Genomic DNA, 24,225 nt, shown 5'->3' on the forward strand with positions numbered 1-24,225 from the left:
CCGGGTGCCACCGACCCCGCCGCCGGGGGAGGGGTGACGAGCGCGGAGGAACAGGAGACAGACCACGGGAACAGAGAACGCGGCTGCGGAGAACGAGAAGGGGACATGGCCGGAGAACAGGGGGCGAGAGACAGGGGACGGAGAGACGGAAACCAGGAGACAGGAGCGGAGACGTGGGATGGGGAGGGTGGGGCGGCAAAGCTAGGTCGAAGAGACGGCTGCGGTCGAGGTGCGAGGAACCGCGGGATGGAGATGGGCGATGAGACGGTAATCCGGCGGCGGCGTGGCGGGGAAGCATGGGGCGTAGGAACGACGGTGAGGCAGTGGCGAAGAGTCGGGGCTGTGAGATGGCGGGTCGGCGGCTGATGGGGGTGCGGGCAAACCGAACGACGCAGGGACGACGGTGAGGCGGTGGCCGATCGCGGTGACGGGGATCTGGGAGCACGGGGCATAGAGACGGGGCGAAGAGACGGCGGCCCCGGCGGTGCGGGGTGCGAGGAAACCGTGGGGCGTAGACATGGGGCGGTGAGATGGCCTCCCGGCGGTGCCGGGTGCGGGGAAACCTGGGGCGCAGGGACGGTGAGACGGTGGCCGATCGCGGTGCAGGGGACCCTGGGAGCACGGGGCGAAGAGACGGGGCGAAGAGACGGCGGCCCGGCGGTGCGGGTGCGAGGAAACCGTGGGGGCGAGAGATGGCTGAGACGGTGGCGATGACCCAGGGATGCGGAGAACCTTGGGGCGGGGAGCCGGCGGCGGTCAGGGCGGTGGCGGCGAAGAAGGGCGGAAATCGGGTTTCAGGAGCGCTCTTCGCCGGCTCCCACCCGCCGCCCCCCGAAAACCCCCGCCCCGCAGAATCGCTCTCACACAAAAAAACGTGAGCACGCCCGCAGCGGACGTGCTCACGTTTTCGATGGCTCTCAGGCCAGATCGGGCCCAGGTGTGTCCAGCCCGTGGTGCCCCAGGATCGACCCCGTCCCGAACGTGTCGCGCAGTTGGACCTCCTGCTCGATCACCCCCGCCAGCCTCCGCACCCCTTCGCGGATCCGGTCAGGCTCGGGGAAGCAGAACGACAGCCGCATGTGCCTGGCGCCGCTGCCGTCCGAGAAGAACCCGGTGCCGGGAACGAACGCCACCCGCTCGGCCACCGCCCGCGGCAGGATCGCCTTGGAGTCGAGCCCCTCGGGCAGGGACGCCCACACGAAGAACCCGCCGCCAGGACGCGTCCATGTGACGCCCGGCGGCATCAGGGCCTCGAGGGAGCTGAGCATCGCGTCCCGGCGCTCCCTGTAGAGCTCGCGGAAGGCCTTGATCTGCTCCCGCCACGGCTGCGTGGCGAGGTACTGGCCGACGGCCAGCTGCGTGAAGGTCGAGTGCGACAGCACGGCCGACTCCATGGCGAGCACGAGCTTGTCGCGGATGGCGTGGGGAGCGAGCGCCCAGCCGACGCGGAACCCCGGGGCCAGCGTCTTGGAGAACGAGCCCAGGTAGACCACGCCGTCGGAGTTGTCGGCGCGCAGCGCCCGCATGGGATCGCCGTCGAAGCCGAGCAGGCCGTACGGGTTGTCCTCGACGATCAGGATCCCGGCGCGCTGGCAGATGTCGAGGACCTGCTGGCGGCGGGCGACGTTCAGGGTGACGCCGCCGGGGTTGTGGAACGTCGGGATCGTGTAGAGGAACTTGATGCGGCTGCCCGCGGCGCGCAGCGCGTAGATGGTCTGCGCGAGCGACTCGGGGATGAGGCCCTGATCGTCCATAGCGATATGGACCACTTTGGCCTGGTATGCGGCGAATGTTCCGAGGGCGCCGACGTACGAGGGGCCCTCGGCGAGCACCACGTCGCCCGGATCGATGAAGATCCGCGTGATCAGGTCGAGCGCCTGCTGGGAGCCGACGGTGGCGACGACGTCGTCAGGGCTGGCGTCGATGCCCTCCATGCGCATGACCTCGCAGATCTGCTCACGTAGGTGCGGGTCTCCCTGCGCCGAGCCGTACTGCAGGGCCACGGGACCGCGGCGGGCGACCAGATCGGACACCAGCTCGCCCACGACATCGAGGGGAAGGGCCGTGACGTACGGCATGCCGCCGGCGAGCGAGACCACCTCGGGCCTCGACGCGACGGCGAAGAGAGCTCGGATCTCGGAGGCGACCATCCCGGTAGCTCGCGCGGCGTACCGATCGACGTAGGCGTCGATACGCGACCCTTGGGTCGCGGGCGTCCGACCGTGATCCGTCTCTTCTGTCACGGTCCACCTCCTAGGTGTGGCATTGAACCGAGATACCAGAGTACGTCAGAGCGTTGACCCGGCCGCGACCGGGACAGTCCGCTGCCGACTTCGTCCCTGAGTTACGATGCCAGCTGGGGACGCGGTATTCGCGCGCTTTTCCGCACAGCAACGATTGGGGCAATAGTTGTCGCGTCGGCTGGCCAACGTCACTCTGGACAACCTCGACGATCTGCCGCGACGGTGCCGGCAGTGCGTCTTCTGGGAGCTCGACCCCGTGAGCGGCGAGAGAGCCGTCAAGACGGGTGATCCAGGGCTGGAGAAGGAGGCCTGGATCTCGTCCACCCTGCTCGAGTGGGGGAGCTGCGGGAAGATCGTTTATGTCGACGGTGTGCCCGCCGGGTTCGTGCTGTACAGCCCGCCGCTCTACACGCCCCGCTCGGTGGCCTTCCCCACCTCGCCGGTCAGCGCCGACGCGGTCCTGCTGATGACCGCGCACATCATCCCCGAGTTCTCCGGCGGCGGGCTGGGCCGGATGCTCATCCAGGGCGTGGCCAAGGACCTCACCAGGCGCGGTGTGCGGGCGATCGAGGCCTTCGGCGACCTGAAGTGGGAGGAGCCGAGCTGCGTGGTGCCCGCCGAATACCTGCTTTCCGTGGGATTCAAGACGGTTCGGCCGCATCTGCGCTTCCCCCGGCTCAGGCTGGAGCTCAAGAGCGCCGTGTCGTGGCGTGAAGACGTCGAGGTGGCGCTGGAGCGGCTCCTGGGATCCATGAGTCCCGAACGCGCCCTGCGCCCCGTCTGAGCGATCTGGGGGCTCCGCGAGCCCCGGCGCATCCTGTGCGGCATCGGCCGACGCCGTACAGCCGAAAGGCCCCGAGGGGCGAACCCCCGGGGCCCGGTGCAGCGGGTCGGGCTAGATGATGCCGTCGAGCTCGCGCAGCAGCATGGCCTTCGGCTTGGCGCCGATGATCTGCTTGACGACCTCGCCGCCCTTGTAGACGTTCATCGTCGGGATCTGGAGCACACCGTAGTCGCGAGGGACGTTGGGGTTCTCGTCGATGTTGAGCTTGACGATCTCCAGCTTGTCCCCGTACTCCTTCGAGATCTCCTCGAGGATCGGGGCGACCTGGCGGCACGGGCCGCACCACTCGGCCCAAAAGTCGACAAGGACAGGCTTGTCGTTCTTGAGGACGTCCGCCTCGAACGAGGCGTCGGTGACTGCCTTCACAGTGGGCTCCTTCGTTAGTTCTCGTTGCTTGCGAGCCAGCGCTCGGAGTCGAGTGACGCCGAGCATCCCGTGCCCGCGGCGGTGATGGCCTGCCGGTAGGTGTGGTCGACGACGTCGCCGGCGGCGAACACACCGGGGATGTTGGTCGCGGTGGTGGGCGCGGCGACCTTGATGTATCCGTCGTCGTCGAGTTCGATCTGGCCCTTGACCAGGTCGGTGCGCGGGTCGTGGCCGATGGCGATGAACAGCCCGTCGGCGGCCAGCTCGCACTCCTCGCCCGTCTTGAGGTTGCGCAGTTGGACGGCGGTCACCTTGTCGTCGCCGAGGACGTCGACGACCTCGGAGTCCCAGACGAAGCGGATCTTCTCGTTGGCGAAGGCCCGCTCCTGCATGATCTTGCTGGCGCGCAGCTCGTCACGGCGGTGGACGACCGTCACCATGCGCGCGAAGCGGGTGAGGAAGGTCGCCTCCTCCATGGCGGTGTCGCCGCCGCCGACCACGACGATGTCCTTGTTGCGGAAGAAGAACCCGTCACACGTCGCGCACCACGAGACGCCGTGTCCTGACAGGCGCTTCTCGTTGACCAGGCCCAGCTCGCGATAGCCGGAGCCCATCGCGAGGATGACCGACTTGGCGTAGTAGGTGTCGGTGTGGGTCTTGACCACCTTGGGATTGGCTTCGAGGTCGACCTCGACCACGTCGTCGGCCACCAGCTCGGCGCCGAACCTCTCGGCCTGCTTGCGCAGGTTGTCCATGAGGTCGGGGCCCATGATGCCGTCGGGGAACCCAGGGAAGTTCTCCACGTCGGTGGTGTTCATCAGGGCTCCACCCGCGGTGACCGAACCCTCGAACACCAGCGGCTTGAGTTCGGCGCGGGCGGAGTAGACGGCCGAGGTGTACCCCGCGGGGCCCGAACCGATGATGATCACATTTCGGACGTCGCTCAACGCTCCACGCCTTCCTTCGCTGTTTGCCAGTGGCGTCAACAGATCCTAGGCGTCCGTGATTCCCAGCCCTACCCACATCGCCAGGGGCAAACGAAAGGAGCCCGCACAGGGCGGGCTCCTCGCGTCGGAAAGGGGATCTACTTCCAGTTGCCCAGTGTGGGCTTGACGATGTTCTTGCACTTGAACGGGTCGACCACATCGACCCTGACCCGCAGCGCGGTCTTGTCCTTCCACGAGGCGATGATCAGTGCCTCCTGGCCGTTGAACTCGCTCTGGTCCACCGTGAACGGCCTGAGCTTGCTCCGGGCGGCCACCCGCTCGACACACGCCGACACCTTGGGATCGACACCGCCGGCGTCCTTGGAGCCTGGAGCCGCACCCAGGAAGGTGCTCAGCGGCTGCTTGAGGTCCTGGGAGCTCCAGTTGTAGTCGGTGTCGGTCACCATGTAGCTCAGCGCCGGCTGCGACGCCGAGGGCTGGGGCTGGGCCAGCAGGCTTCTGCCTGGCGACGGATCGGATCCGTCCGCCAGCAGGCCGGTCGAGAGGCCCGCGGCGCCGACCACGACCGCTGCCGCGGCCGCCGCCACCAGCGGCATCCCCCATCTGCGCCGTCCAGGAGAACGCTGCGCAGGAGGTCGCTGCCCTGCTGGTCGCCGCGCGCCTGGGCGTCGCCCTGAACCGCTGTGCCCCGAGGCGCCGTGTCCGGAGTAGCCGTGTCCCGAGGCGGCGCGTCCCGAAGAGTAGGCAGGGACGAGGTCGCCGTCGTCGGCGGCCGTGCCGAGCCGTACGGGCTCGGGGGTCTGTCTGGTCAGTTCCTCCCAGTCAGGACCGTCGAGGAGGTCGAGACCTCCACCTGCGGCCTCACGAGCAAGGGCCTGGTCGATCCGCATCGCGACACCCATCGGCATGGCCGGTGTGGGAGTCGCCGCGAGCACCTCGCGAACCGCGGCCAGGTCCGCCAGGAGCTCCCCACAGGGGTCGCAAACCGCGAGATGCTCGCGGACCTGTTCGGCCGTGGCAGCGTCCAGGAGACCCTCGGCCAGCTCGGCCAAGATCTCCAGATCGTAGTGCGTGTCACCCGTCACGAAGTTCTGCTCCCTTCGCGGATGAGACGCGGGTCAGGTCTGTTCGGTTCCGCAGATGCGAAAGAATCGGGGCAAGTTTCGCGCGACCCCGTGCACAGCGGCTCTTCACGGTGCCACTGGGCACGGACAGCACTTGAGCTGCGTCTTCGACGGAATAGCCCATCATGTCCACGAGGACGAGCGCCGCCCTCTGGTCGGCTGGAAGCATTTTGAGGGCGGCCGAAACCTCCATGGAGACCTCGCGCTCGCCGGTCTGGTCGGGCATGGGCGTGTCACGCTCGGCCGCCTCGATGAGCTCGTCGTCGGCGACGGGCCTGACCGACTTGCGGCGCATCCTGTCGAGGCAGGCGTTGACCACGATGCGGTGCAGCCAGGTCGTGACGGCCGCCTCGCCGCGAAAGCTGTGCGCCTTCCTGTAAGCGGAGACGAACGCGTCCTGTACGGCATCAGCCGCCTCGTCGGGGTCGCCCAGCGTGCGCAGGGCGACCGCCCACATGCGGTCGCGGTGCCTCTTGACTATTTCACTGAACGCATGCTGATCCCCGTCGAGGTGCCGGGTGAGCAGCTCGGCGTCAGAGAGTGGCTCAGGTGGGGAATTCACAAGGTTTATGCCGTTCCGGGGGAATACACCACTACGTCATAGATGGTGCCACGAAACTTCCCGGCATCCGCAGGAAGACGAGTAAACCAGATCAAAACGTACTGACCGGTTGCGGCCTCGTCCGGCGTCAGGGTGACCTTTCCCGACGCGTCCTTCTGCTTGGCCACCGTCTTGAGAGAGGACAGGTCGGGGGAGTCTCCCACCTTGAGCTCGACGCTGGCCCCTGAGGCGCTGGACAGCGTCGCGATCACGTCGGCGATCTTGGTCGGCTTCCCCATGTCGAGCAGCAGCCCCACACCGGGCTTGAGGTTGCCGAGGGTCGCGTTGTTGTAGTTGGTGGTGTGCCAGAAGGTGTCGGGCTTGCCGTCGACGGCGTCGTCGGCCAGCTCGGGATGTTCGGCTCCATCGTCGCCGAGAGGGTCGAAGCCCGTGGCGTTCGACGGCTTGACGATCTGCGGCTCGGCGGTCGCCGAAGGGGGCGGCTGGCTCTGCGCGGCCTCGGGAGGCGCGGGATTGCCGAGCTTTCGGCCGAGAGTCCAGGCGCCGACGCCGACCGCGGCGATCACCAAAAGGACCACGAACGTCATCAGCACCCTGTTGAGGGTGCTGGGCTGCTTGGGGGGAAGAGGTTGGGAGACGTACGTCCGCTGCTGGGTGTCGAGACCCTCGGAGCGGGAGACGACGGCGGGGGCGGGCGGTGGCGAAGGCGGCGGCGTGTACTGGATCGTCAGCGGCCTCGCCACGTCGGCGAGCGCCTCGGCCACCTGCCCTGGGGTGGACAGCGCGCTGTGGCTCTTACGCGACTCGGGCAGCACGGCCCTGCAGGTGATGGTGTCGAGGTAGCCGGGCACACCCGCGGTCACCTGGCGGGGCGTGCAGAAGTGGCCGTCGCTCATCGGGGCGGCGGGCAGGCCGCCCTCCTCCTCGTCGCCAGGCCAGTGTCCTGTCAGGCCCGCGTAGAGCAGGCGGCCCAGGCCCTCGGCGTCGTCGAGCGCGGGATCGTCGGTGGTGAGCCCCTCCAGCGCGGCGTCGACGGCGACCCCGAGCACCTTGACCGTGTTGCCGGTGGTCCAGACGAGCTTGCCGGGGCGCAGGCACAGGTGGTGGAGGTTGTGCTCGTGCGCGTGGGCCAGCGCCTCCGCGGCCTCGGCCACCAGGACGGCGGCGCGCTCGGGCTCGAGGGGCCCGCCGGCCAGCAGGTCGGAGAGGGACTCGCCGGTGACCCACTCACTCACCACGTAGGCGAGCCCGTCGTCCTCGGCCGCGTCGAAGACCTGGGTCAGGCGCGGGTCGGTGAGCCTGCTCGCCGCGCGCGCGGCGGTGACGACCTCGGTGACGCGCGGGAAGTCGGGATCGAAGGTGTGCACCGCGACAGGGCGCGCGAGGATCTCGTCGATCGCCTTCCACAGGGTGGCGCCCTCGGACTCGCTGACGCGGTCCTCGAGCCTGAAGCGCTGGGCGAGGCGGGTGCCTGGTTCCACGGTGGAGGCGCTCATGCTTCGATCACCCACGCGGCCGAAGGCCACGCAGGTTCGCTATGCCGGGTGGATCCGCCCACGCCCCTCCTGCTCCATTCGCCGCCTCTAGTGCACCATGCTAGTGCCGCGCCAGTTCCCACCGGGTTCCTTAACGGCCTACCCGCCCGGCCACCATTCCAACGATCGAGGTGACCTCCGGGATACGCATCCTGTGGGCGACGAGCAGATACAGGGCTCCGCCGAGCCCGCCGCCGACGGCCAGAATGATCAGTGAGTTGACCAGGCTCAGGGCCCCGAACAGCTCCTGGACCCCCCAGACGGCCCCCAGAGCCACGACCGCCGTGGGCAGCGCGGCGATGTACATCCTGGTCAGCGCCGAGCCCACGGCCCAACCACCGAGACCCTGCACCCGGCGGCTGGCCAGCGTCCAGGCCACGATTGCGCCCAGGGCGTAAGCCACCGCGTAGGCGAAGGCCAGCCCCATGACCACGTACGCGGCGGGCAGCGTGTAGTAGGCCACCAGCATGAGCACCGCGTTGACCGCGGTCGTGCCCGCGCCGACGAAGACGGGGGTGCGGGTGTCGCCGAAGCTGTAGAAGACGCGCAGCAGCAGCTGGAAGATCGAGAACGGCACCAGCGCCAGGCCGAAGACCTGCAGCACGTTGCCGATGTAGACGGCGTTCTCCGGAGACGAGGCGCCGTGCCCGAAGATCAGCACGGTGATCGCAGGGCCGAGCACCATGAGCAGCAACGAGATCGGCACCATGACGGAGGTGACCAGCCGTACCCCTGAGCCGAACTCGGAGCGGACGTCGTCGAGCCTGCCCTCGCCCACGGCCCTGCTCATCCTGGGCAGCATGGCGGTGATGACGGAGACGCCGATGATGCCGTAGGGCAGCTGGAACAGCTGGAACGCGAAGTTGTACGGCGTGAGGCCGTGATCCTTGACCGCCGCTCCCGCCGCGGTGGCCAGGTTCGTGGTGAGGACGAGGCCGAGCTGTGTGACCACCACGTAGCCGATCGTCCAGATGCCCGCCCTCCCCATCTCGCCGAGCCTGGCGTTGCGCACGTCGAAGCGGAGCCTGAAGGAGAAGCCCGCCCGCTTGAGCGCCACGATGAGCACGAGGGCCTGGGCGACGATTCCCGCCGTCGTGCCGAGGCCGAGCAGCGCGAGTTCGGAGGTGGTGACCTTGGAGATGTCGCCGCGGCCCGCGCTGACGACGATGTAGGCCAGCAGCACGCCGATGACGACCAGGTTGTTGAGAACCGGCGCCCACATCGGGGCGGCGAACCTGTCGCGCGTGTTGAGGATCGCGCCGGCGATCGCGCCGACCCCGAAGAAGGCCAGCTGCGGCAGGATGAACCTGGCCAGGGAGACCGCGACGTCGAACTCCCGCGAGCCTGGCCGCCAGTTGGTGTACAGATCGATCAGCAGTGGGGCGGCCAGCACCGCGAGCACCGCCACGACGGTGAGGGCGACCGTCGCGATGGTGAGCAGGCGCTGCTCGTAGGCCCTGCCGCCGTCGGGGTCCTGCTGCTGGGCCCGCACGATCATCGGCACCACCACGCTGCTGAGCACGCCGAGGATCAGCAGGTCGAGGATGCTGTAGGGGATGGTGTAGGCGGCCTGGTAGGCGTCGCCCATCAGACCGGTGCCGATCGCGGCGGCCAGGATGATCGTGCGCACGAAACCCGTGACCCTGGACACCATCGTGCCCGCGGCCATGATCGCGCTTGCCCGCAGCATTCGGCTCATACGCGCTCGTTCTCCCTAACCTTCGCCGTCCTCGCCAGCCGCCGCTGCGACCTGCGCCGCAGGATGCGCATCACCACCGCGGCCAGCATGACGGACAGCGCCGCCCCGATGATCACCAGGGCGATTCCCGTGTAGCCGGTCGTCCTGATCGTGAGCTTCCGCGGTGCGTCGTAGGCCTTGCCGTCCAGCGTGCGCAGCCGGACCGTCACCGTGGAGTCGCCGCTGGTCTTCGATCGCATCTTGACCTGGATCGTGCCGCTCTGCCCAGGGTCGATGTCGAGCCGCTTGGGCTTGCCGTCGCTGACGATCGTCAGCACGTCGGGGTCGTTGGGGGAGACGTCCACCGTCAGGGAGATCGTCTCCTTCCGCTGGTTCTTCACGCTGATCGGGATCTGACCCTCTTCACCGGCCAGTTCCCGTGTCCAGTCGGCCGCCGCGCCGGTGATGGTGACAAGGCCGAGATCGTCCTCGACGGCCTGGTCGACCTGCTTGACCTCCCTGCTGCCCGTGCCGGTCTTGGTGCGCCACGCGGAGGAGGTCAGGCGCAGCACCGCCCTGTCGAAGTCGGAGGGCCGGAGATCGGCGGTGATCGAGGAGGTCAGCTGCGCCTTGCCCGCCACCCGCCTGACCGAGTCGAGGTATTTCTTGCTCAGCTCGGCCTTGCGGTCATCGTCGGTGTAGATCAGGCCCGAACGCGGGGTGGCGGCCTTGCCCGGCTTGATCGAGTCGAGCGGGACGCTGGTGAGCCAGGGCAGCCCTTCCGCGGTCTTCAGCAGGTTCATGACGTGCGTGGGGTTGGGGTTCCAGCGCCGCGCGGGCGCCACCACCAGCGAGCGGGGCGTCGTGACGCCGGGCTCGGCGGCGATGAGGGCGCTCTCCGCCACGAACCGCTGCTTCTGCAGCGTGGAGGAGCCGGCCACCCCTGGTTCGAGCTCGAGCGTACGGCTGAGCCCTGGCTCGGCCAGCAGGGCGGTGACGGGACCCGAGACGCTGTTGATCGTCGCCGCGGCGTCGGGGGTGGTGGTCACGGGAGGGTCGGGCGGCAGGTTGTCGGCGTTGAGCAGGACGGTCGACACCTTGCTGACCGTGAGCAGGTCGAGCCCGTCGTCGTCGATCTTGCCCGCGACAGGCCAGGCGATCGAGGTGGGCACGTCCTGCTTGAGCAGCTCCCTGGCGGTGGAGCTCGCGATCGTGACGGCCTTGTCGGTCATCCCGTCGAGCCCCTGGTGGGCCAGGGCCGCCACGTCGGGGTCGGCGTACGGCGTGGCCACCACCTTCTGACCGGCCAGCGCCGTGCGCAGCTGGTCGAGCCACTGGCGCGCGCTGGCGTCGGCGGGGCGGTGGGTCTTGTCGCCCGACTTGGGACGCACCTCGTGCGCCCTGGTCATCGCCAGCACGTCGTCGAGCAGCGCGGGATCGACGAACCAGGTGGCGTTCTTGGGCTTGGACTGGGCGATGCGCAGCAGGTCGGCGAGGCGGCCGTTGCCGAGCAGCGAGGTGCGCAGGGTCTCGTCGATGAAGATGGAGTCGTCGCTGCGGTGCGGCTGATCGATGATCGGCAGCGCGAACGCCACCTTGGTCTTCGGGATCGGGGGAGTGGTCGGCGGCGCGTAGGTCAGGAAGGTGCGCACCTTGGTGACCGGCTGCCAGTTGTTCAGCACCTCCACGCCCAGCGGGTAGACGCCGAACCGCCTCACCGTGAGCGCCGCGGGCGTCGTGACCAGTTCGAAAGGCGCCGACCCTCCCGCCGCGAGCGAGGGAATGGTGATCGTGGAGGTGAGCGAGGCGTACTCGGCGACGGGACCGCCCGCGAGGTAGGCCTCCATGGCCGCCCTGTCGGCGAACGGCTGCCTGGGGAGCCACAGCCTGATGACCACCGGGCCCATGGGCGTCGTGCCGGCGTTGGTGACCTTGCCGGAGACCTTGATCTCGTCGGTGAGCCGGCTCGGCACGTCCGGCGTGATCGACTCGAGGGTCAGCTTCGCCTGCTGCGCGTTGACAGGCGCGGCGGCAGCCGTGCTCGCCGTCGTCACGACCGAGGGGGTGAGCAACGCGGCGATGAGGACGGAGAGGAGCGTGGCCTTACGGATCACGCGTCTGCCCGAGGAGGAGTTCGACGCACGCCCGCCATGGTACGGGCTCAGTGCCGGACCGCGACCGCCTCCCGGGCTTCTGCGGGGAGTTCGATGGTCCTGCTGGGCAGGGATCGCAGCAGGTCGAGCGAGTGCAGACGCAGCGCGGTACGGCGCTCGCCCGTGGGGGTGAAAAGGAAGCCTTCGTCGCCTGTGAGCCGGTCGTCGACGAGGAGGGGAAGGTCGCGGGGGAGCAGCAGCGGGGAGACGAGCCCCGCCGCGTAGTCGGTGGTGGCGTTGACCACGAAGGCGGGGGCCGGCCGTACGCTCCTGACCCTGAGCAGCCTGCCGACCTGGCCAGGAGAGGGCGGGTGGGCGACGGTGGAGACGAAGGCGACCACCTCGCGGCCCAGTCTGGCGCGTGCCTCGAACACCGTCACCGCCACGCACCGCTCGGGCTCGGCGCCGATCGTCGCGGGCAGTTCCTCCGCGCACTTCATGGGGCGCGGAAGGCGTACGATCTCATGATGGACCTGGTGTGCGAGGAGCCAGCGGTGGATCGCGAGGGCGTCCTTCATAGATGAGCTCCTAGCCTCGTTCCATGGGCCCCCGACGGTCTCTGACCGACGGTAACCCGGACCCTGTGTGGCTCGGGGGATATGTTCCGCAATCAGAAGGACCTATGCAGCTTGTCCGACTCAATTGAGATCTCCCGCAAGATCGCGCCAGTGGCGAACGAGCTCGGCGAGCTGTTCGCCGCTCGAGGGCACGAGCTAGCCCTGGTGGGCGGGTCGGTGCGCGACATCCTGCTGGGCCGTATCGGCAACGACCTCGACCTGACCACCGAAGCCAGGCCCGAAAGGGTGCTGGAGCTGGTCAGAGACTGGGCCGACTCGGTCTGGACGATCGGCATCGACTTTGGCACCGTCGGCGTGCGCAAGGGCGGCTGGCTGCTGGAGATCACCACCTACCGCAGCGAGTCCTACGACCCCAAGTCGCGCAAGCCCGAGGTCATGTACGGCGAGACCCTCGAGGCCGACCTGGAGCGCCGAGACTTCGCGGTCAACGCGATGGCGGTGCGGCTGCCCACCCACGAGTTCGTCGATCCCTACGGCGGCATGCGCGACCTGGCGGCGGGGTTGCTGCGCACGCCGGGCACGCCCGAGCAGTCCTTCGACGACGATCCGCTGCGCATGCTGCGCGCCGCGCGCTTCGCCTCGCAGCTGGGCTTCACGGTCGCTCCTGAGGCGATCGCCGCGATGACCGCGATGGCCGAGCGCATCGAGATCGTCTCGGCCGAGCGGATCCGCGACGAGCTCGACAAGCTGATCTGCGGCGCGCACCCGCGTGAGGGCCTGCGCCTGCTCGTCGACACGGGCCTGGCCGCCCACGTCCTGCCCGAGCTGCCCAAGCTCAGGCTGGAGATCGACGAGCACCACCGGCACAAGGACGTCTACGAGCACACGCTGATCGTGCTGGAGCAGGCCATCGCCCAGGAGGAGGACGGCAAGCCCGACCGCATCCTGCGCTGGGCCTCGCTCATGCACGACGTGGGCAAGCCGAAGACGCGCCGCCACGAGGAGGGCGGCAGGGTCTCCTTCCACCACCACGAGGTGGTCGGCGCGCAGATGACAAAGAAGCGCATGTCTGAGCTGAAGTTCCCCAAGGACGTCGTCTCCGACGTCGCCCGCCTGGTCGAGCTGCACCTGCGCTTCCACGGCTACGGCACCGGCGAGTGGACCGACAGCGCGGTGCGCCGCTACGTGCGCGACGCGGGGCCGCTGCTCGACCGGCTGCACAAGCTGACCAGGGCCGACTGCACCACCCGCAACAAGCGCAAGGCGCAGGCGCTCTCCCGCACCTACGACCAGCTCGAGGAGCGCATCTCCAGGCTGGCCGACGAGGAGGAGCTGGCCAAGATCAGGCCCGAGCTCGACGGCAACGAGATCCAGCGGATCCTCGGCGTCGGCCCGGGGCCCGTGATCGGCAAGGCCTACAAGTTCCTGCTGGAGCTGCGCCTCGACAAGGGCCTCATCGGCAAGGACGCCGCTACTGAGGCTCTGCTGGCGTGGTCACGCGAGTCGGCGTGACCATCCGGTAGACCACCGCGCCGAGCAGGTAGCCGATCGTGATGATCGCGACGGCTACCAGCGACTTGCCGTTGGCGGGCAGGATCGCCGCGGCCAGCGCCGCCGCCAGCACGTACATGCCGTTGAACAGCATGTCGTAGATGGAGAAGGCCCTGCCGAGGTAGGCGTCCTCGACATCGCGCTGGACGCTGGTGTCAGCGCAGATCTTGACGCTCTGGCCGGTCACGCCGAGCACGAAGCCGGCGATCCACAGCCCCCACGGCTGGAAGGGGATGACCAGGATCGCGGTCAGCACGCCGGCCGTGACCAGCATGATCGGCACCCAGCGCTCGATGGTGAAGCGGTCGGTGGCCCACGGGGTGATGATCACCGCGAGGCCGTAGCCGACGGCGGAGGTCGCCACCACGACGCTGACGCCCGACAGCGCGGCCTCGGCGTCGCCGTTGGTGAAGTAGTAGCGGTAGAGGATGATCCCCATCGCCGTCGCCAAGCCGTACATGAAGCGGTGGGTCGCCATCGCGCCCATCGCGGCCGCGGCGGCGCGGTGGTGGATCAGGTGCCTGGCGCCGTCGGCGAGCCCGGTGACCACGTTGCGCATGGCCTCGCGGGCCTGTGGGCGGTCGGGGTCGTAGGAGGGGCCGAGCAGGTCGCGGTGCATCGTGCGGGCGATCAGCGCGCTCAGCCCGAACACCACGCCCGACGTGGCCAGCAGCAGCGCGGTGCCGGCCGCCTCGCTGCCGAACACCGAGCGCAGCAGCATGCCGAACCCGACGCCGACGAAGGTGACGACCGTGCCGGAGGTGGGAGTGACGGCGTTGGCCATCATGAGCTGGTCGCGCGGCACGACATGGGGGAGCGAGGCGCCGAGGGAGGCGAGGAAGAACCTGTTGACGCCGAGGACGGCGAGCGCGACCGCGTAGAAGAACTCGTCGGGCAGGCCCGTGGCCACGAAGGTCGCCGCGACCAGCAGCAGGGCGCCGCGCACGATCGGCGCGACGACGAGGATCTGCCGGCGCGACCATCTGTCGATGAAGACGCCGACGAAGGGGCCGAGGACGCTGTACGGCAGCAGCAGCACCGCCAGGCCGATCGCCACCTGGAGCGCGGTCGTCTGCTTCTCGGGGCTGAAGAAGGCGAAACCCACGACGCCGAACTGGAAGATCCCGTCGGAGAACTGCGAGACCAGCCGGGTGGAGAACAACCGTCTGAAGTCGCGCCCCTTCAGGACCGTGCGGAGATCGGCGGCATAAGACACGACGTCAGCCTAGCCGCCGTCCACGGTCCGAACATCGGGGTCAACCCTGAGATAGCTGGTGTGACAGGTAGGCAAAAGTGTTCCAGGGATACGTCATGATCACGTACGCTACGTTCTGTGACCTCTGACGAACACGTGGTGCTGGTCGACAGCGAGGGAAACGCGATCGGCACGGCGCCCAAGACGTCGGTGCACGGCCCGGACACCCCTCTCCACCTGGCGTTCTCGAGCTATGTCTTCGACCAGAACGGGCGGGTGCTGCTGTCCAGGCGGGCCTCCCACAAGATCACCTGGCCGGACGTGTGGACCAACAGCTGCTGCGGCCACCCGCTGCCGGGCGAGCCGCTCGGCGACGCCGTGCTGCGCAGGCTGTCCTACGAGCTCGGCCTGGTCGTGGAGAGCGTCGACCTGGTGCTGCCGCGCTTCTCCTACCGGGCGGTGATGGGCAACGGCATCGTGGAGCACGAGCTCTGCCCGGTCTACCGGGTGCTGACCACGGCCGCCGCCAGGCCGAACCCCGACGAGGTGGGGGAGGTGCTGTGGATGCCGTGGAAGGAGTTCACCTCGGGCGTGATGTCGGGCCTGCTCGCCATCTCGCCGTGGTGCCGCGACCAGGTGCCGCTCCTCGACGACCTCGGCGCCGACCCGCTCACGTGGCCGTCGGCCCCCGTCGCCGACCTGCCGCCTGCCGCCCGCGGCTGACCGCTCCCGGCTTCTTGCCGCGCCTGTGGGTCCGTCGGCGACGCGCGCGTTCTTCCGAGCCCCCTGTACGGCACGCCGACCAGAGCGCCACCCCAGGCGCGGGGCGGGCGTCCCTCCAGGGAAACGCTCCTCGAGCCGGCGTGGCGGGGCCCGTCACGGCGAGACGTCGGCCCCTGGGTGGTTCACACCATGGACGAACGCCGACGTCTCGCCGTTGGAGAGAGCACCCCGTGCCGCTGGAGTAGCGCACGGAGAGGGACCTCGACCACCGGGAGACGTCGGCGCTTACGCCGGCGTGCCGTACGGGATGTCTATCGAGAGACCTCGCCGCGGATGAACTTCTCGACGTAGTCGCGCGCCTCGTCGTCGGAGTACTGCTCCGGCGGCGACTTCATGAAGTAGGACGAAGCCGACAGGATCGGTCCTGCGATCCCACGGTCCATCGCGATCTTCGCGGCGCGCACGGCGTCGATGATGATGCCGGCCGAGTTCGGCGAGTCCCAGACCTCGAGCTTGTACTCCAGGTTCAGCGGGGTGTCGCCGAAGGAGCGGCCCTCGAGGCGGACGTAGGCCCACTTGCGGTCGTCCAGCCACGGCACGTGGTCGGAAGGGCCGATGTGCACGTCGGCCTTGGCCATCTCGTGCGGGATCTGCGAGGTGACCGACTGGGTCTTGGACACCTTCTTGGACTGGAGGCGCTTGCGCTCCAGCATGTTCATGAAGTCCATGTTGCCGCCGAAGTTGAGCTGGTACGTGCGCAGCAGCTCGACCCCGCGGTCCTCGAACAGCTTGGCCATGACGCGGTGCGTGATCGTGGCGCCGACCTGCGACTTGATGTCGTCACCGACGATCGGGACGCCGGCCTCCTCGAACTTCGCCGCCCACTCGGGGTCGGAGGCGATGAACACGGGAAGCGCGTTGACGAAGCCGACCTTCGCGTCGATCGCGCACTGCGCGTAGAAGCGGTCCGCCTCCTCCGAGCCCACAGGCAGGTAGGAGACCAGGACGTCCACCTTCGCGTCCTTCAGAACCTGGACGACGTCCACCGGCTGCTCGTCGGACTCCTCGATGATCTCGCGGTAGTACTCGCCGAGACCGTCGAAGGTGTGCCCGCGCTGGACGATGACACCGGTCGGCGGCACATCCGTGATCTTGATCGTGTTGTTCTCGCTCGCCACGATCGCCTCGGACAGGTCGCGCCCGACCTTCTTGGCGTCCACGTCGAAGGCGGCGACGAACTCGATGTCGCCGACGTGGTACTCACCGAACTTGACGTGCATCAGACCCGGCACTCGTGTGTCCGGGTCGGCGTCCTTGTAGTAGTGAACGCCCTGAATCAGCGACGTCGCGCAGTTGCCGACACCGACAACGGCTACGCGTACCGAACCCATCGCACTCGCTCCTTACTCATCTGATGACATATCTTTCGCGGGCTCTTGCGACGCCCTGCGTTCTGTGGCGATCAGCTCGTTCAGCCAACGCACCTCGCGTTCCACCGACTCCAGACCATGACGCTGCAGCTCGAGCGTGTAGCTGTCGAGCCGCTCCCTCGTTCGGGCGAGCGCGGTGCGGACGCCGTCGAGTCGTTCTTCCAGCCGGCTGCGACGTCCTTCGAGGATGCGCAGCCGTACCTCGGCCTCTGTGTGGCGGAAGAAGGCGAAGTGGACGCCGAAGCTCTCGTCCTCCCACGCGGAAGGGCCCGCCTGGGTCAGCAACTCCTGCAGCCGCTCCTTGCCCTCCGCGGTGAGCTTGTAGACGATCTTCGATCGCCCCGTGACCGCGGTGGGGTGCTCCTCCGCGATGAGCCCCTGCTCGAGCAGCGACTTCAGGCACGGGTAGAGCGAGCCGTAGGAGAAGGCCCTGAACATACCCAGCAGGGCGTTGAGCCGTTTGCGCAGCTCATAGCCGTGGAGCGGGGTTTCGTGCAGCGACCCGAGCACGGCCAGTTCCAGGACTCTGCCCTGCCCGCTGGCCAATGGAACCGCCCCCTCTCGCGTCGATGTATCGAGTCGATACATCCCGATGATACGTCGCCGCGCTATATCGCTGCAATTAATGGTTTTGCCAAGAGGTTGGGAGCAATCGGTAAAAAGCCGTAGTCTGGCGCGCATGTGGTCACAGAGGAGGGTGGTGGACTACGGGCTGGCGAAGCGCGCGGCACTGCGCCCACGCCCTTCAGGCCGTGCTTCCGCCCGGGGGATCTGTGACGCACAGCCCTGTCTCCTTCGCGCCGCCCGGCACTTCGGTGGATCGACCGAACGCCCCTGCCCGGTGTGCGAGAGGAAGAACGTCACCAACGTGACCTATGTCTACGGGGATTCCCCGGGGCGACATGCCGGTCGGGCAAAGCCCACGTCAGAGCCCCGCGAGATGGCCCATGATTACGTGGAGTTCCGGGTCTACGCGGTCGAGGTCTGTCAAGGTTGTTCCTGGAACCACCTGACCGTCTCCAACGTCCTCGGCAACGGACCGCCCGACACCGTCGGCACCACCTGAACCGAGGACGGCGCCCGCCGTGCACGACGACGACGATGCGAGGACGTGTTGAGTAACAGCAGCTATGGCTCCGAACCGAACGGACGCACACCGCGCCCCGAGGGGACGGCTCGCCAGGGAAGGCGCCGTCGCTCGAGTTCTGTGCCCGCCTCGCAGCCGCCGCAAACCGGCTGGGGCACCGCCCGCCGTCCCGAGGCCGCCTACGAGCAGACCGGGGCCATGGACGCGCAGCCGCCGGCCCCCTCAGGTCCTCAGCGATCGCCCGGCAGGCAGGGCCCCTCGGGTCCGCAGGGCCCGTCAGGGCCGCAGCCCGGGCGGCAGCCGTCGGGCCCGCAGCAGATGCCGCCTCAGCAGACCGCGCAGTACCCTACCGGTGGCCCGGCCACCCGCAGCCGCGCCATGGAGGAGACCATGGCGGGCGGCCCCGCCCCTCGCCGCTCCCGTGGGGGACGCGGACCGCGCGGCCCCGAGGGCCCGGGCCGCGGCGGTGGTGGCGGCGGCGGTGGTGAAGGCAAGGGCAGCCGCGGCTGGAAACGGTTCATCCCGAACTGGAAGATCGTCATGGCGGGCATGGTCGTGGTCGCGGCCGGCGTCTTCGCCATGATCTGGGTCGGCTACGCCAACACCCCCCTGCCCACGGCGGCGCAGGTGGAGGCGACGGCTCAGGAAAGCATCATCTACTACAACGACGGCAAGACCGAGATCGCCCGCTGGGGAACGCCCCGCAGGAACGTCGACATCAGCGACATCAACGACGCTGTGAAGGACGCCACGGTCGCGATCGAGAACAAGACCTTCTACGAGGACGCCGGCATCTCGCTCTCCGGCATGGCGCGCTCGGTGTGGAGCACCGCGACGGGCCAGCAGCTCCAGGGCGCCTCCACCATCACCCAGCAGATGGCCCGGAACTACTACCAAGGCCTCAGCCAGGAGCAGACCATCGAGCGGAAGATCAAGGAGATCTTCGTCGCGGTCAAGCTGAACAAGGAGCTCTCGAAGGAGCAGATCCTTCAGAACTACCTCAACACCGTCAACTTCGGACGTGCCTACGGCATCGAGGCGGCAGCCGAGGCATACTTCGGCAAGGGCAAGAAGGCCAGCAACGTCACACCCGCGGAGGCGGCCTATCTGGCGGCCCGCATCCAGCAGCCCAACTGGGAGATCAACGACCCGAGGCTCAAACACCGCTGGAAGACGGTCATCGACTACATGGCCCAGCAGTTCCCGCAGAAGTACGCCAGCCTGCCCACGACGGCCAAGTACCCCCAGGTCGATGCCGCCAGCAAGAAGAACGAGCTCGCCGGGGTCAAGGGATACATGGTCGAGGCGGCCCTGGCGGAGCTGAAGGAGAAGTACCAGATCTCCAGCGACGAGGTCGAGCGCAGTGGTTACAGGATCACCACGACGTTCGACAGAAAGCTCATGAAGGACGCCAAGGTCGCGGCCGAGGGCGTCCTGAAGAGAATGTCCAAGGAGTACCACGCGGGTCTGGCCGCCGTTGACAACAAGACGGGCCGGGTCCTCGCCTTCTACGGCGGCAGCAACTACCTGACCGACCCCTGGAACGACGCCTTCAAGTCCTACAAGCAGGCGGCCTCCGCCTTCAAGCCGTACGTGCTCGCCGCCTGGCTCGACGCCGGCTACAGCCTCAACAGCTACGTCCCCGGCAACGAGACCGTGCCCAAGGTGATCCCCGGCCAGCAGCCCGGCGGCTACCGCAACAGCCACAACGTGGGCCCCGCCGTCGACGTCGTGAAGGCCACCGCCGACTCCGTCAACACCGCCTACGTCTCCATGGCCTACAAGCTCCCCGGCCAGCTCGAGGACGTCAAGCGGATCGCCGTGGAGGCCGGTCTCGGCGAGAAGCGGATGGAACAGGACATCAAGGACCACACCTACGGCTTCTCGATCGGCTCCGCCCTGGTGTCGCCCGTCGAGCAGGCGGCGGGATACTCGATCTTCGCCAACGGCGGCAAGCACATCGACTACCACGTGATCCAGAAGGTCGACACCGCCGACAAGACTCCGGTCGTGCGCGAGAGGCAGACGCCCCGCAAGGTGATCTCGGCCGAGGCCGCAGCCGACGCCACCGTCGCGATGCAGGCGGTGCTGAAGAACGGCACCGCCGCCGGAAAGGGCCTGGGCTCCAGGCCCGCCGCGGGCAAGACGGGCACCAACAACGACGAGAAGGAAGCCTGGTTCGTCGGCTACACCCCGCAGATCTCCACCGCGGTCGGCTTCTACCGCGAGGAGTGCAGGACGAAGTCGGGCAAGGTCGTCCCGCCCCAGCACTCCAACTGCCCGTGGTCCGACGGCAAGAAGAACTCCAAGTACTCCATGCAGAAGCCCTACACCACGGCCTACGAGGTGAGCCTGGGCTTCGAGGGCGCGGGTCCGCCCACCGAGGTGTGGCGCGCGTTCATGCTCGCCGCGCACGAGGGCAAGGAGATCGAGCAGTTCCCGACCAAGGCGAGCATCGGCCAGCCCGAGAACATCGTCACCAAGCCCACGCCCACCCCGAAGCCGACGCCGAGCAACCCGTTCGGCACGCCCGAGGATCCGTGGGGCAACGACGACACCGACTGCGGCGTGCTCGGCTGCGGCGAGGGCGACAGCGACAGCGACGGGCTGCCCGAGGACGGCACCACCGACGCCGACAGGCTCGGTGACGTCGGCCAGGAGGAGGACCCGATGGGCGGCGGCTCCGTCGTTCCCGACCCCATGGCCGACCCCGCCAGGCGCGACCAGGAATGACGCGGCCCTTGCTGACGGCACGGCTGGTGCCGTACCTGCCCCTGGGGTTGTTCGCGGCCCTGGGGGCGGTTCTCGCCTACGTGTGGAAGCTGCCCTGCAGGACGGGTGGCTGGAACAACTCCATCCAGACGTACGCGAACTTCTGCTACACCGACATCTATCCGCTCTACTTCGACCGGAAGCTGGTCACGGAGAACCCCTACTTCGCCGACGTGCCGTTCGACAAGCAGGTGGAGTACCCGGTCGTGCTCGGCGAGGTCATGCAGGTCATCGCCTGGATAGCGCGCGGGCTGGCGCCGCCCCTCGAGGCGGGTCCGGCCGCCCTGGACAGGGCCGCGGCGGCGCAGGCCGTCTACTTCTACGACATCACCGTGGTCCTGCTCGGGCTCTGCCTGGTGGTGGGGGTGCTGCTGATGGCCGCGGTCGCGGGGCCCTCACGCCGGTGGGACGCGCTGTGGTACGCGCTGGCCCCGGCCGTGATCCTCGCCGCCTACGTCAACTGGGACCTCGTCGCGGGCGCGCTGTCCATGGGCTTCCTGCTGGCGTGGTCGCGGGGGCGTCAGGTGGCCGCGGGCGTGCTGCTCGGCCTGGCCATCGCCACGAAGTTCTACCCGCTGATGTTCGTGGGCGCGCTGTTCCTGCTCGCCCTGCGCACCTGGAAGTGGCGCTCGTTCCTGGTCTCGATGGCCGCGGCCGCGGCCGCGTGGCTCGTCGTCAACGTGCCGTTCATGCTGCTGGCATGGGACGGCTGGCGCCGCTTCTACGTCTTCTCCCAGGAGCGCGGCATCGACTGGGGCTCGCCGTGGCTGTTCTTCGAGCGCAAGGGCTGGCCGATCCTCGGCACCATGGACCCGAGTCTGCTCGGCATGCTCTCGCTTGGGCTGCTCTGCCTGGGCATCGCGGTGCTGACGATGCTCGCACCGCGGCGGCCACGCCTGGCGCAGATCTGCTTCCTGGCGCTGGCGGCGTTCATGATGACGAACAAGGTGTGGTCGCCGCAGTTCGTGCTGTGGCTGGTGCCGTTCGCCGTGCTGGCCAGGCCCAACTGGAAGCCGCTGGCGCTCTGGCAGGTCGCCGAGGTCTGGTACTTCTTCGCGATCTGGCTCTACCTGCTCTACCAGGACGAGTCGAGCAGGCATCTGGGCATCGGTGACGACGTCTACTTCACCGCCGTCTGGGGCCGCGTCATCACGATCCTGATCATGATGGCCTTCGTGGTGCGCGACATCCTCCGTCCCGACAAGGACGTCGTACGGCAGGCGGGCATCGACGACCAGGGTGGCGGCGTCTTCGACCGGGCACCCGACAGGTTCTCCCTCGCCTGATGCGGGCTCTGGGCGTCTGGACCGGCTCTCGCCTGGGGCTCCTGCTCGTCAGCCTGATGGCCGTGCCGTGGCTGGTCGGCGGGCGCGACTACCTGTCCAGGTGGAAGCAGTGGGACGCCAGCCTGTTCGTCACCATCGCCCAGTACGGCTACAGGGGCGATCCCGCGCAGGCGCGCGATCCAGGGCTCCCCGCGTTCTTCCCGGGGATGCCCGCCGTGCTCAGGCTCGTCCATCTGGTGGTGGACGACTGGGCGCTGTGCGGGCTGCTCATCTCGCTGGTGGCGGGCGGGGCGGCGGCGGTGGCGCTGGCCAGGCTGGCCGAGTTCGAGGGCGGCTCGGGCGAGCTGGCGGTCGTGGCGATGGTGCTGTTCCCCACCGCGGTCTTCCTCGCCGCGGGCTACAGCGAGTCCCTCTTCCTGGCGTTCGCCATCCCCGCGTGGCTGGCCGCCCGAAGGAGGCAGTGGCCGCTGGCCGTCCTGCTGGCGGCCGGGGCGTCGAGCATCCGCATCACCGGCCTGTTCCTGGCGGTCGCGCTGATCGTGGAGTTCGCGTTCAGCAGGCCCCACAAACGGGACCTACCGTGGCTGGTCATCCCGTTCGTGCCGCTGATCGCCTACTCCTGGTACCTGCGCGGTCTCACCGGCGACTGGCTGGCGTGGAAGCACGCCCAGGAGGCGGGCTGGGGCAGGGAGCTGGTCTGGCCGTGGCGGGCCCTGGCAGACGACGTGGGACTCGGCGATGACCGCGGGGGAGTCCGCCGTCGCCTTCAGGATGGAGATCGCGGGGGCGGTGGTGGCCGTCGCCGTCCTGGTCTGGCTGCTGGCCACGCGCAGGTGGAGCGAGTTCGTCTACTGCGGGCTGCAGGCGGGCGCGCTGCTGACCTCGGCCTACTACCTGTCCGTGCCGCGCTCGCTGCTGCTGTGGTTCCCGCTGTGGGTGCTGATCGCCAGGCTGCCCGCTCGATGGATCATCGGGTACGGCCTGCTTCTCGGCCCGCTGATGGTGCTGAACGCCCTGCGCTTCCTCACCGGCGCCTGGGCCGGCTGAGATCTTTACCCACTTTCGCCGCGAAGTAATCCATGGAAGTTATCCACAGGCTGTGTATTTCCCTTAGAGATTCTTCCTGAGGAAGGCGATGTCATCGGCTTGACCTGCGAATGGCGTCTCCACGATGATCGGCGCGCCCGCCCTGCGGCACACCTCGAGGATCAGCTCGGAGTCGATCTGGCCCTGGCCCAGGTTGGCGTGCCGGTCGGCGCCCGAGTCGAAGGCGTCGCGCGAGTCGTTGCAGTGGACCAGGTCGATGCGGCCGGTGATGGCCTTGACCCTGTCGACGACGTCCACGAGCTCCTCGCCGCCCGCGTGGGCGTGGCAGGTGTCGAGGCAGAACCCCACGTCGAACCCGTCGAGCGCGTCCCACAGCCTGGCGATCCTGTCGAGCCTGCGGGCCACGGCGTTGTCGCCGCCTGCGGTGTTCTCGATCAGGACGGGGATGGGGCAGTCCATCCGCTCGAACACCTTGCGCCAGTTGTCGAAGCCGATCTGCGGGTCCTCGTCCTTGTTGAGGTGGCCGCCGTGGACGATCAGGCCCTTGGCGCCGAGGCTCGCGGCCGCCTTGAGGTGCTGCTCCAGCAGCTTGCGGCTGGGAATCCTGATGCGGTTGTTGGTGGTGGCCACGTTGATGAGGTAGGGCGCGTGGATGTAGACGTCGACGCCCTCGACGGGCTTGTCCGGCAGGACGGGGGCCTTGTAGCCCTGCGGGTCGCCGAGGAAGAACTGCACGATCTCCGCGTCGCGGTCGGCCGCGTGGGCGGCGGGATCGTCCTGATCGACATGAGCTCCGATGCGCACCATGCGATCCACAGTATCCGTTTGCCGGGCACGCAAAAGGGCAGTCGAGGCGCAGCCCCCCGACGATAGGAGCGCGAGAGATGTCTCGCTATCGCATAGGTAGCTTCCTGTTCCTGATCTACATCCTGGTCGGCCTCTACGTGGCCTGGATCTACGACTACATCACCCCCGCCCTGCTCAAGGACGTGGCCGAAGCGCTGCTCGCCACCTTCCTGTGGTTCGTCATCCTCCTCGGCGGAGACCTCCACGTAGGCTAGAACGCTCATAAACGCTCATAATCCTCACTTACACACAAAAAGCTTCAGAAGACGTTCGTTTCCTCTCTAGCTAGCGGACATCGGGCTCCCGTATCCATGTCGT

At 68.4% G+C, this 24,225-nt stretch carries 21 protein-coding genes; 8 read left to right on the top strand and 13 right to left on the bottom strand.

All coding sequences use genetic code 11. From position 1 onward, the window contains the following. Nucleotides 1–917: 917 nt before the first annotated feature. On the bottom strand, nucleotides 918–2,150 hold the full coding sequence (locus FHR33_RS26885; RefSeq protein WP_221242084.1) for an aminotransferase-like domain-containing protein: 1,233 nt from the start codon (nucleotides 2,148–2,150) through the stop codon (nucleotides 918–920). A gap of 259 nt (nucleotides 2,151–2,409) precedes the next feature. Here FHR33_RS26885 and FHR33_RS26890 point away from each other — a divergent pair, with 259 nt between their 5' ends. Further along, nucleotides 2,410–3,027, top strand: coding sequence for a GNAT family N-acetyltransferase (locus FHR33_RS26890; protein WP_183653177.1), 618 nt, complete (start codon nucleotides 2,410–2,412; stop codon nucleotides 3,025–3,027). A 111-nt stretch (nucleotides 3,028–3,138) separates the two neighbouring features. Here FHR33_RS26890 and trxA read toward each other — a convergent pair whose 3' ends face one another. The 8 genes from trxA to FHR33_RS26930 form a co-directional block, all read right to left on the bottom strand. Then, the gene (gene trxA, locus FHR33_RS26895; RefSeq protein ID WP_312895737.1) at nucleotides 3,139–3,453 is read right to left on the bottom strand and encodes a thioredoxin; all 315 of its coding nucleotides are present in this window, start codon (nucleotides 3,451–3,453) and stop codon (nucleotides 3,139–3,141) included. A gap of 14 nt (nucleotides 3,454–3,467) precedes the next feature. Further along, nucleotides 3,468–4,400: a thioredoxin-disulfide reductase gene (trxB, locus tag FHR33_RS26900; protein WP_183653180.1), complete on the bottom strand. Its 933-nt coding sequence runs from the start codon at nucleotides 4,398–4,400 to the stop codon at nucleotides 3,468–3,470. Nucleotides 4,401–4,537: 137 nt separating this feature from the next. Then, nucleotides 4,538–5,485, bottom strand: a complete 948-nt coding sequence (locus tag FHR33_RS26905) for a zf-HC2 domain-containing protein (RefSeq protein WP_183653183.1) — start codon at nucleotides 5,483–5,485, stop codon at nucleotides 4,538–4,540. Next, nucleotides 5,475–6,086, bottom strand: a complete 612-nt coding sequence (sigM, locus tag FHR33_RS26910) for an RNA polymerase sigma factor SigM (RefSeq protein ID WP_376773230.1) — start codon at nucleotides 6,084–6,086, stop codon at nucleotides 5,475–5,477. Before sigM ends, FHR33_RS26905 begins: the two co-directional genes overlap by 11 nt. A gap of 5 nt (nucleotides 6,087–6,091) precedes the next feature. Beyond that, the gene (locus tag FHR33_RS26915; protein WP_183653186.1) at nucleotides 6,092–7,582 is read right to left on the bottom strand and encodes a protein kinase family protein; all 1,491 of its coding nucleotides are present in this window, start codon (nucleotides 7,580–7,582) and stop codon (nucleotides 6,092–6,094) included. A 130-nt stretch (nucleotides 7,583–7,712) separates the two neighbouring features. Beyond that, the gene (murJ, locus tag FHR33_RS26920) at nucleotides 7,713–9,320 is read right to left on the bottom strand and encodes a murein biosynthesis integral membrane protein MurJ (protein ID WP_246452100.1); all 1,608 of its coding nucleotides are present in this window, start codon (nucleotides 9,318–9,320) and stop codon (nucleotides 7,713–7,715) included. Beyond that, entirely contained in the window at nucleotides 9,317–11,413 is a 2,097-nt protein-coding gene (locus FHR33_RS26925; protein ID WP_183653188.1) for a DUF6049 family protein, read from the bottom strand. Before FHR33_RS26925 ends, murJ begins: the two co-directional genes overlap by 4 nt. Before the next feature lie 47 nt (nucleotides 11,414–11,460). Further along, entirely contained in the window at nucleotides 11,461–11,970 is a 510-nt protein-coding gene (locus FHR33_RS26930) for a YbaK/EbsC family protein (protein ID WP_183653191.1), read from the bottom strand. An 81-nt stretch (nucleotides 11,971–12,051) separates the two neighbouring features. Between FHR33_RS26930 and FHR33_RS26935 the strand changes: the two genes are divergently transcribed. Continuing rightward, a complete protein-coding gene (locus tag FHR33_RS26935) occupies nucleotides 12,052–13,482 on the top strand; it encodes a CCA tRNA nucleotidyltransferase (protein ID WP_183653193.1) in 1,431 nt (476 codons plus the stop codon). Here FHR33_RS26935 and FHR33_RS26940 read toward each other — a convergent pair. Next, entirely contained in the window at nucleotides 13,442–14,737 is a 1,296-nt protein-coding gene (locus FHR33_RS26940; RefSeq protein WP_183653196.1) for an MFS transporter, read from the bottom strand. The two genes, FHR33_RS26935 and FHR33_RS26940, sit on opposite strands and share 41 nt — an antisense overlap. A 117-nt stretch (nucleotides 14,738–14,854) precedes the next feature. Here FHR33_RS26940 and idi point away from each other — a divergent pair, with 117 nt between their 5' ends. After that, nucleotides 14,855–15,439: an isopentenyl-diphosphate Delta-isomerase gene (gene idi, locus FHR33_RS26945; protein ID WP_183653200.1), complete on the top strand. Its 585-nt coding sequence runs from the start codon at nucleotides 14,855–14,857 to the stop codon at nucleotides 15,437–15,439. A gap of 311 nt (nucleotides 15,440–15,750) precedes the next feature. Here idi and FHR33_RS26950 read toward each other — a convergent pair whose 3' ends face one another. Both FHR33_RS26950 and FHR33_RS26955 read right to left on the bottom strand, forming a co-directional pair. Continuing rightward, nucleotides 15,751–16,830, bottom strand: coding sequence for an inositol-3-phosphate synthase (locus tag FHR33_RS26950; RefSeq protein ID WP_183653202.1), 1,080 nt, complete (start codon nucleotides 16,828–16,830; stop codon nucleotides 15,751–15,753). Nucleotides 16,831–16,842: 12 nt separating this feature from the next. After that, nucleotides 16,843–17,415 (bottom strand): PadR family transcriptional regulator, encoded by a 573-nt coding sequence (locus tag FHR33_RS26955; RefSeq protein ID WP_183653205.1) that lies wholly within the window; start codon nucleotides 17,413–17,415, stop codon nucleotides 16,843–16,845. 133 nt (nucleotides 17,416–17,548) lie between these two features. Between FHR33_RS26955 and FHR33_RS26960 the strand changes: the two genes are divergently transcribed. The 4 genes from FHR33_RS26960 to FHR33_RS26975 all read left to right on the top strand — a co-directional run bounded on the left by FHR33_RS26960 (nucleotide 17,549) and on the right by FHR33_RS26975 (nucleotide 23,090). Then, nucleotides 17,549–17,935 carry a DUF5318 family protein gene (locus FHR33_RS26960; protein WP_183653208.1) on the top strand — a complete coding sequence of 129 codons (387 nt, stop codon included), beginning with the start codon at nucleotides 17,549–17,551 and terminating at the stop codon, nucleotides 17,933–17,935. Nucleotides 17,936–18,076: 141 nt separating this feature from the next. Beyond that, nucleotides 18,077–20,689: a transglycosylase domain-containing protein gene (locus FHR33_RS26965; protein WP_183653211.1), complete on the top strand. Its 2,613-nt coding sequence runs from the start codon at nucleotides 18,077–18,079 to the stop codon at nucleotides 20,687–20,689. Continuing rightward, nucleotides 20,686–22,014 carry a glycosyltransferase family 87 protein gene (locus tag FHR33_RS26970; protein ID WP_183653214.1) on the top strand — a complete coding sequence of 443 codons (1,329 nt, stop codon included), beginning with the start codon at nucleotides 20,686–20,688 and terminating at the stop codon, nucleotides 22,012–22,014. The genes FHR33_RS26965 and FHR33_RS26970 overlap by 4 nt, the downstream gene beginning before the upstream one ends. Further along, entirely contained in the window at nucleotides 22,014–23,090 is a 1,077-nt protein-coding gene (locus FHR33_RS26975; protein WP_246452102.1) for a mannosyltransferase family protein, read from the top strand. Before FHR33_RS26970 ends, FHR33_RS26975 begins: the two co-directional genes overlap by 1 nt. A gap of 34 nt (nucleotides 23,091–23,124) precedes the next feature. Here the strand turns inward: FHR33_RS26975 and FHR33_RS26980 are convergent, their stop codons facing one another. Beyond that, a complete protein-coding gene (locus tag FHR33_RS26980; RefSeq protein ID WP_183653217.1) occupies nucleotides 23,125–23,868 on the bottom strand; it encodes a deoxyribonuclease IV in 744 nt (247 codons plus the stop codon). 77 nt (nucleotides 23,869–23,945) lie between these two features. Between FHR33_RS26980 and FHR33_RS26985 the strand changes: the two genes are divergently transcribed. Further along, nucleotides 23,946–24,122 carry a hypothetical protein gene (locus tag FHR33_RS26985; RefSeq protein WP_183653220.1) on the top strand — a complete coding sequence of 59 codons (177 nt, stop codon included), beginning with the start codon at nucleotides 23,946–23,948 and terminating at the stop codon, nucleotides 24,120–24,122. The last annotated feature ends 103 nt before the right edge of the window (nucleotides 24,123–24,225 follow it).

It is taken from the genome of Nonomuraea dietziae (assembly GCF_014195505.1).
In the GTDB taxonomy this organism is placed as follows: domain Bacteria; phylum Actinomycetota; class Actinomycetes; order Streptosporangiales; family Streptosporangiaceae; genus Nonomuraea; species Nonomuraea roseola.

What these genes read in the sequence shown, in the direction of transcription:
- FHR33_RS26885 (WP_221242084.1), bottom strand. Translation starts at nt 2,150, where the DNA reads ATGGTCGCCTCCGAGATCCGAGCTCTCTTCGCCGTCGCGTCGAGGCCC.
- FHR33_RS26915 (WP_183653186.1), bottom strand. Translation starts at nt 7,582, where the DNA reads ATGAGCGCCTCCACCGTGGAACCAGGCACCCGCCTCGCCCAGCGCTTC.
- murJ (WP_246452100.1), bottom strand. Translation starts at nt 9,320, where the DNA reads ATGAGCCGAATGCTGCGGGCAAGCGCGATCATGGCCGCGGGCACGATG.
- FHR33_RS26930 (WP_183653191.1), bottom strand. Translation starts at nt 11,970, where the DNA reads ATGAAGGACGCCCTCGCGATCCACCGCTGGCTCCTCGCACACCAGGTC.
- FHR33_RS26935 (WP_183653193.1), top strand. Translation starts at nt 12,052, where the DNA reads ATGTTCCGCAATCAGAAGGACCTATGCAGCTTGTCCGACTCAATTGAG.
- FHR33_RS26950 (WP_183653202.1), bottom strand. Translation starts at nt 16,830, where the DNA reads ATGGGTTCGGTACGCGTAGCCGTTGTCGGTGTCGGCAACTGCGCGACG.
- FHR33_RS26960 (WP_183653208.1), top strand. Translation starts at nt 17,549, where the DNA reads ATGTGGTCACAGAGGAGGGTGGTGGACTACGGGCTGGCGAAGCGCGCG.
- FHR33_RS26970 (WP_183653214.1), top strand. Translation starts at nt 20,686, where the DNA reads ATGACGCGGCCCTTGCTGACGGCACGGCTGGTGCCGTACCTGCCCCTG.
- FHR33_RS26975 (WP_246452102.1), top strand. Translation starts at nt 22,014, where the DNA reads ATGCGGGCTCTGGGCGTCTGGACCGGCTCTCGCCTGGGGCTCCTGCTC.
- FHR33_RS26980 (WP_183653217.1), bottom strand. Translation starts at nt 23,868, where the DNA reads ATGGTGCGCATCGGAGCTCATGTCGATCAGGACGATCCCGCCGCCCAC.
- FHR33_RS26985 (WP_183653220.1), top strand. Translation starts at nt 23,946, where the DNA reads ATGTCTCGCTATCGCATAGGTAGCTTCCTGTTCCTGATCTACATCCTG.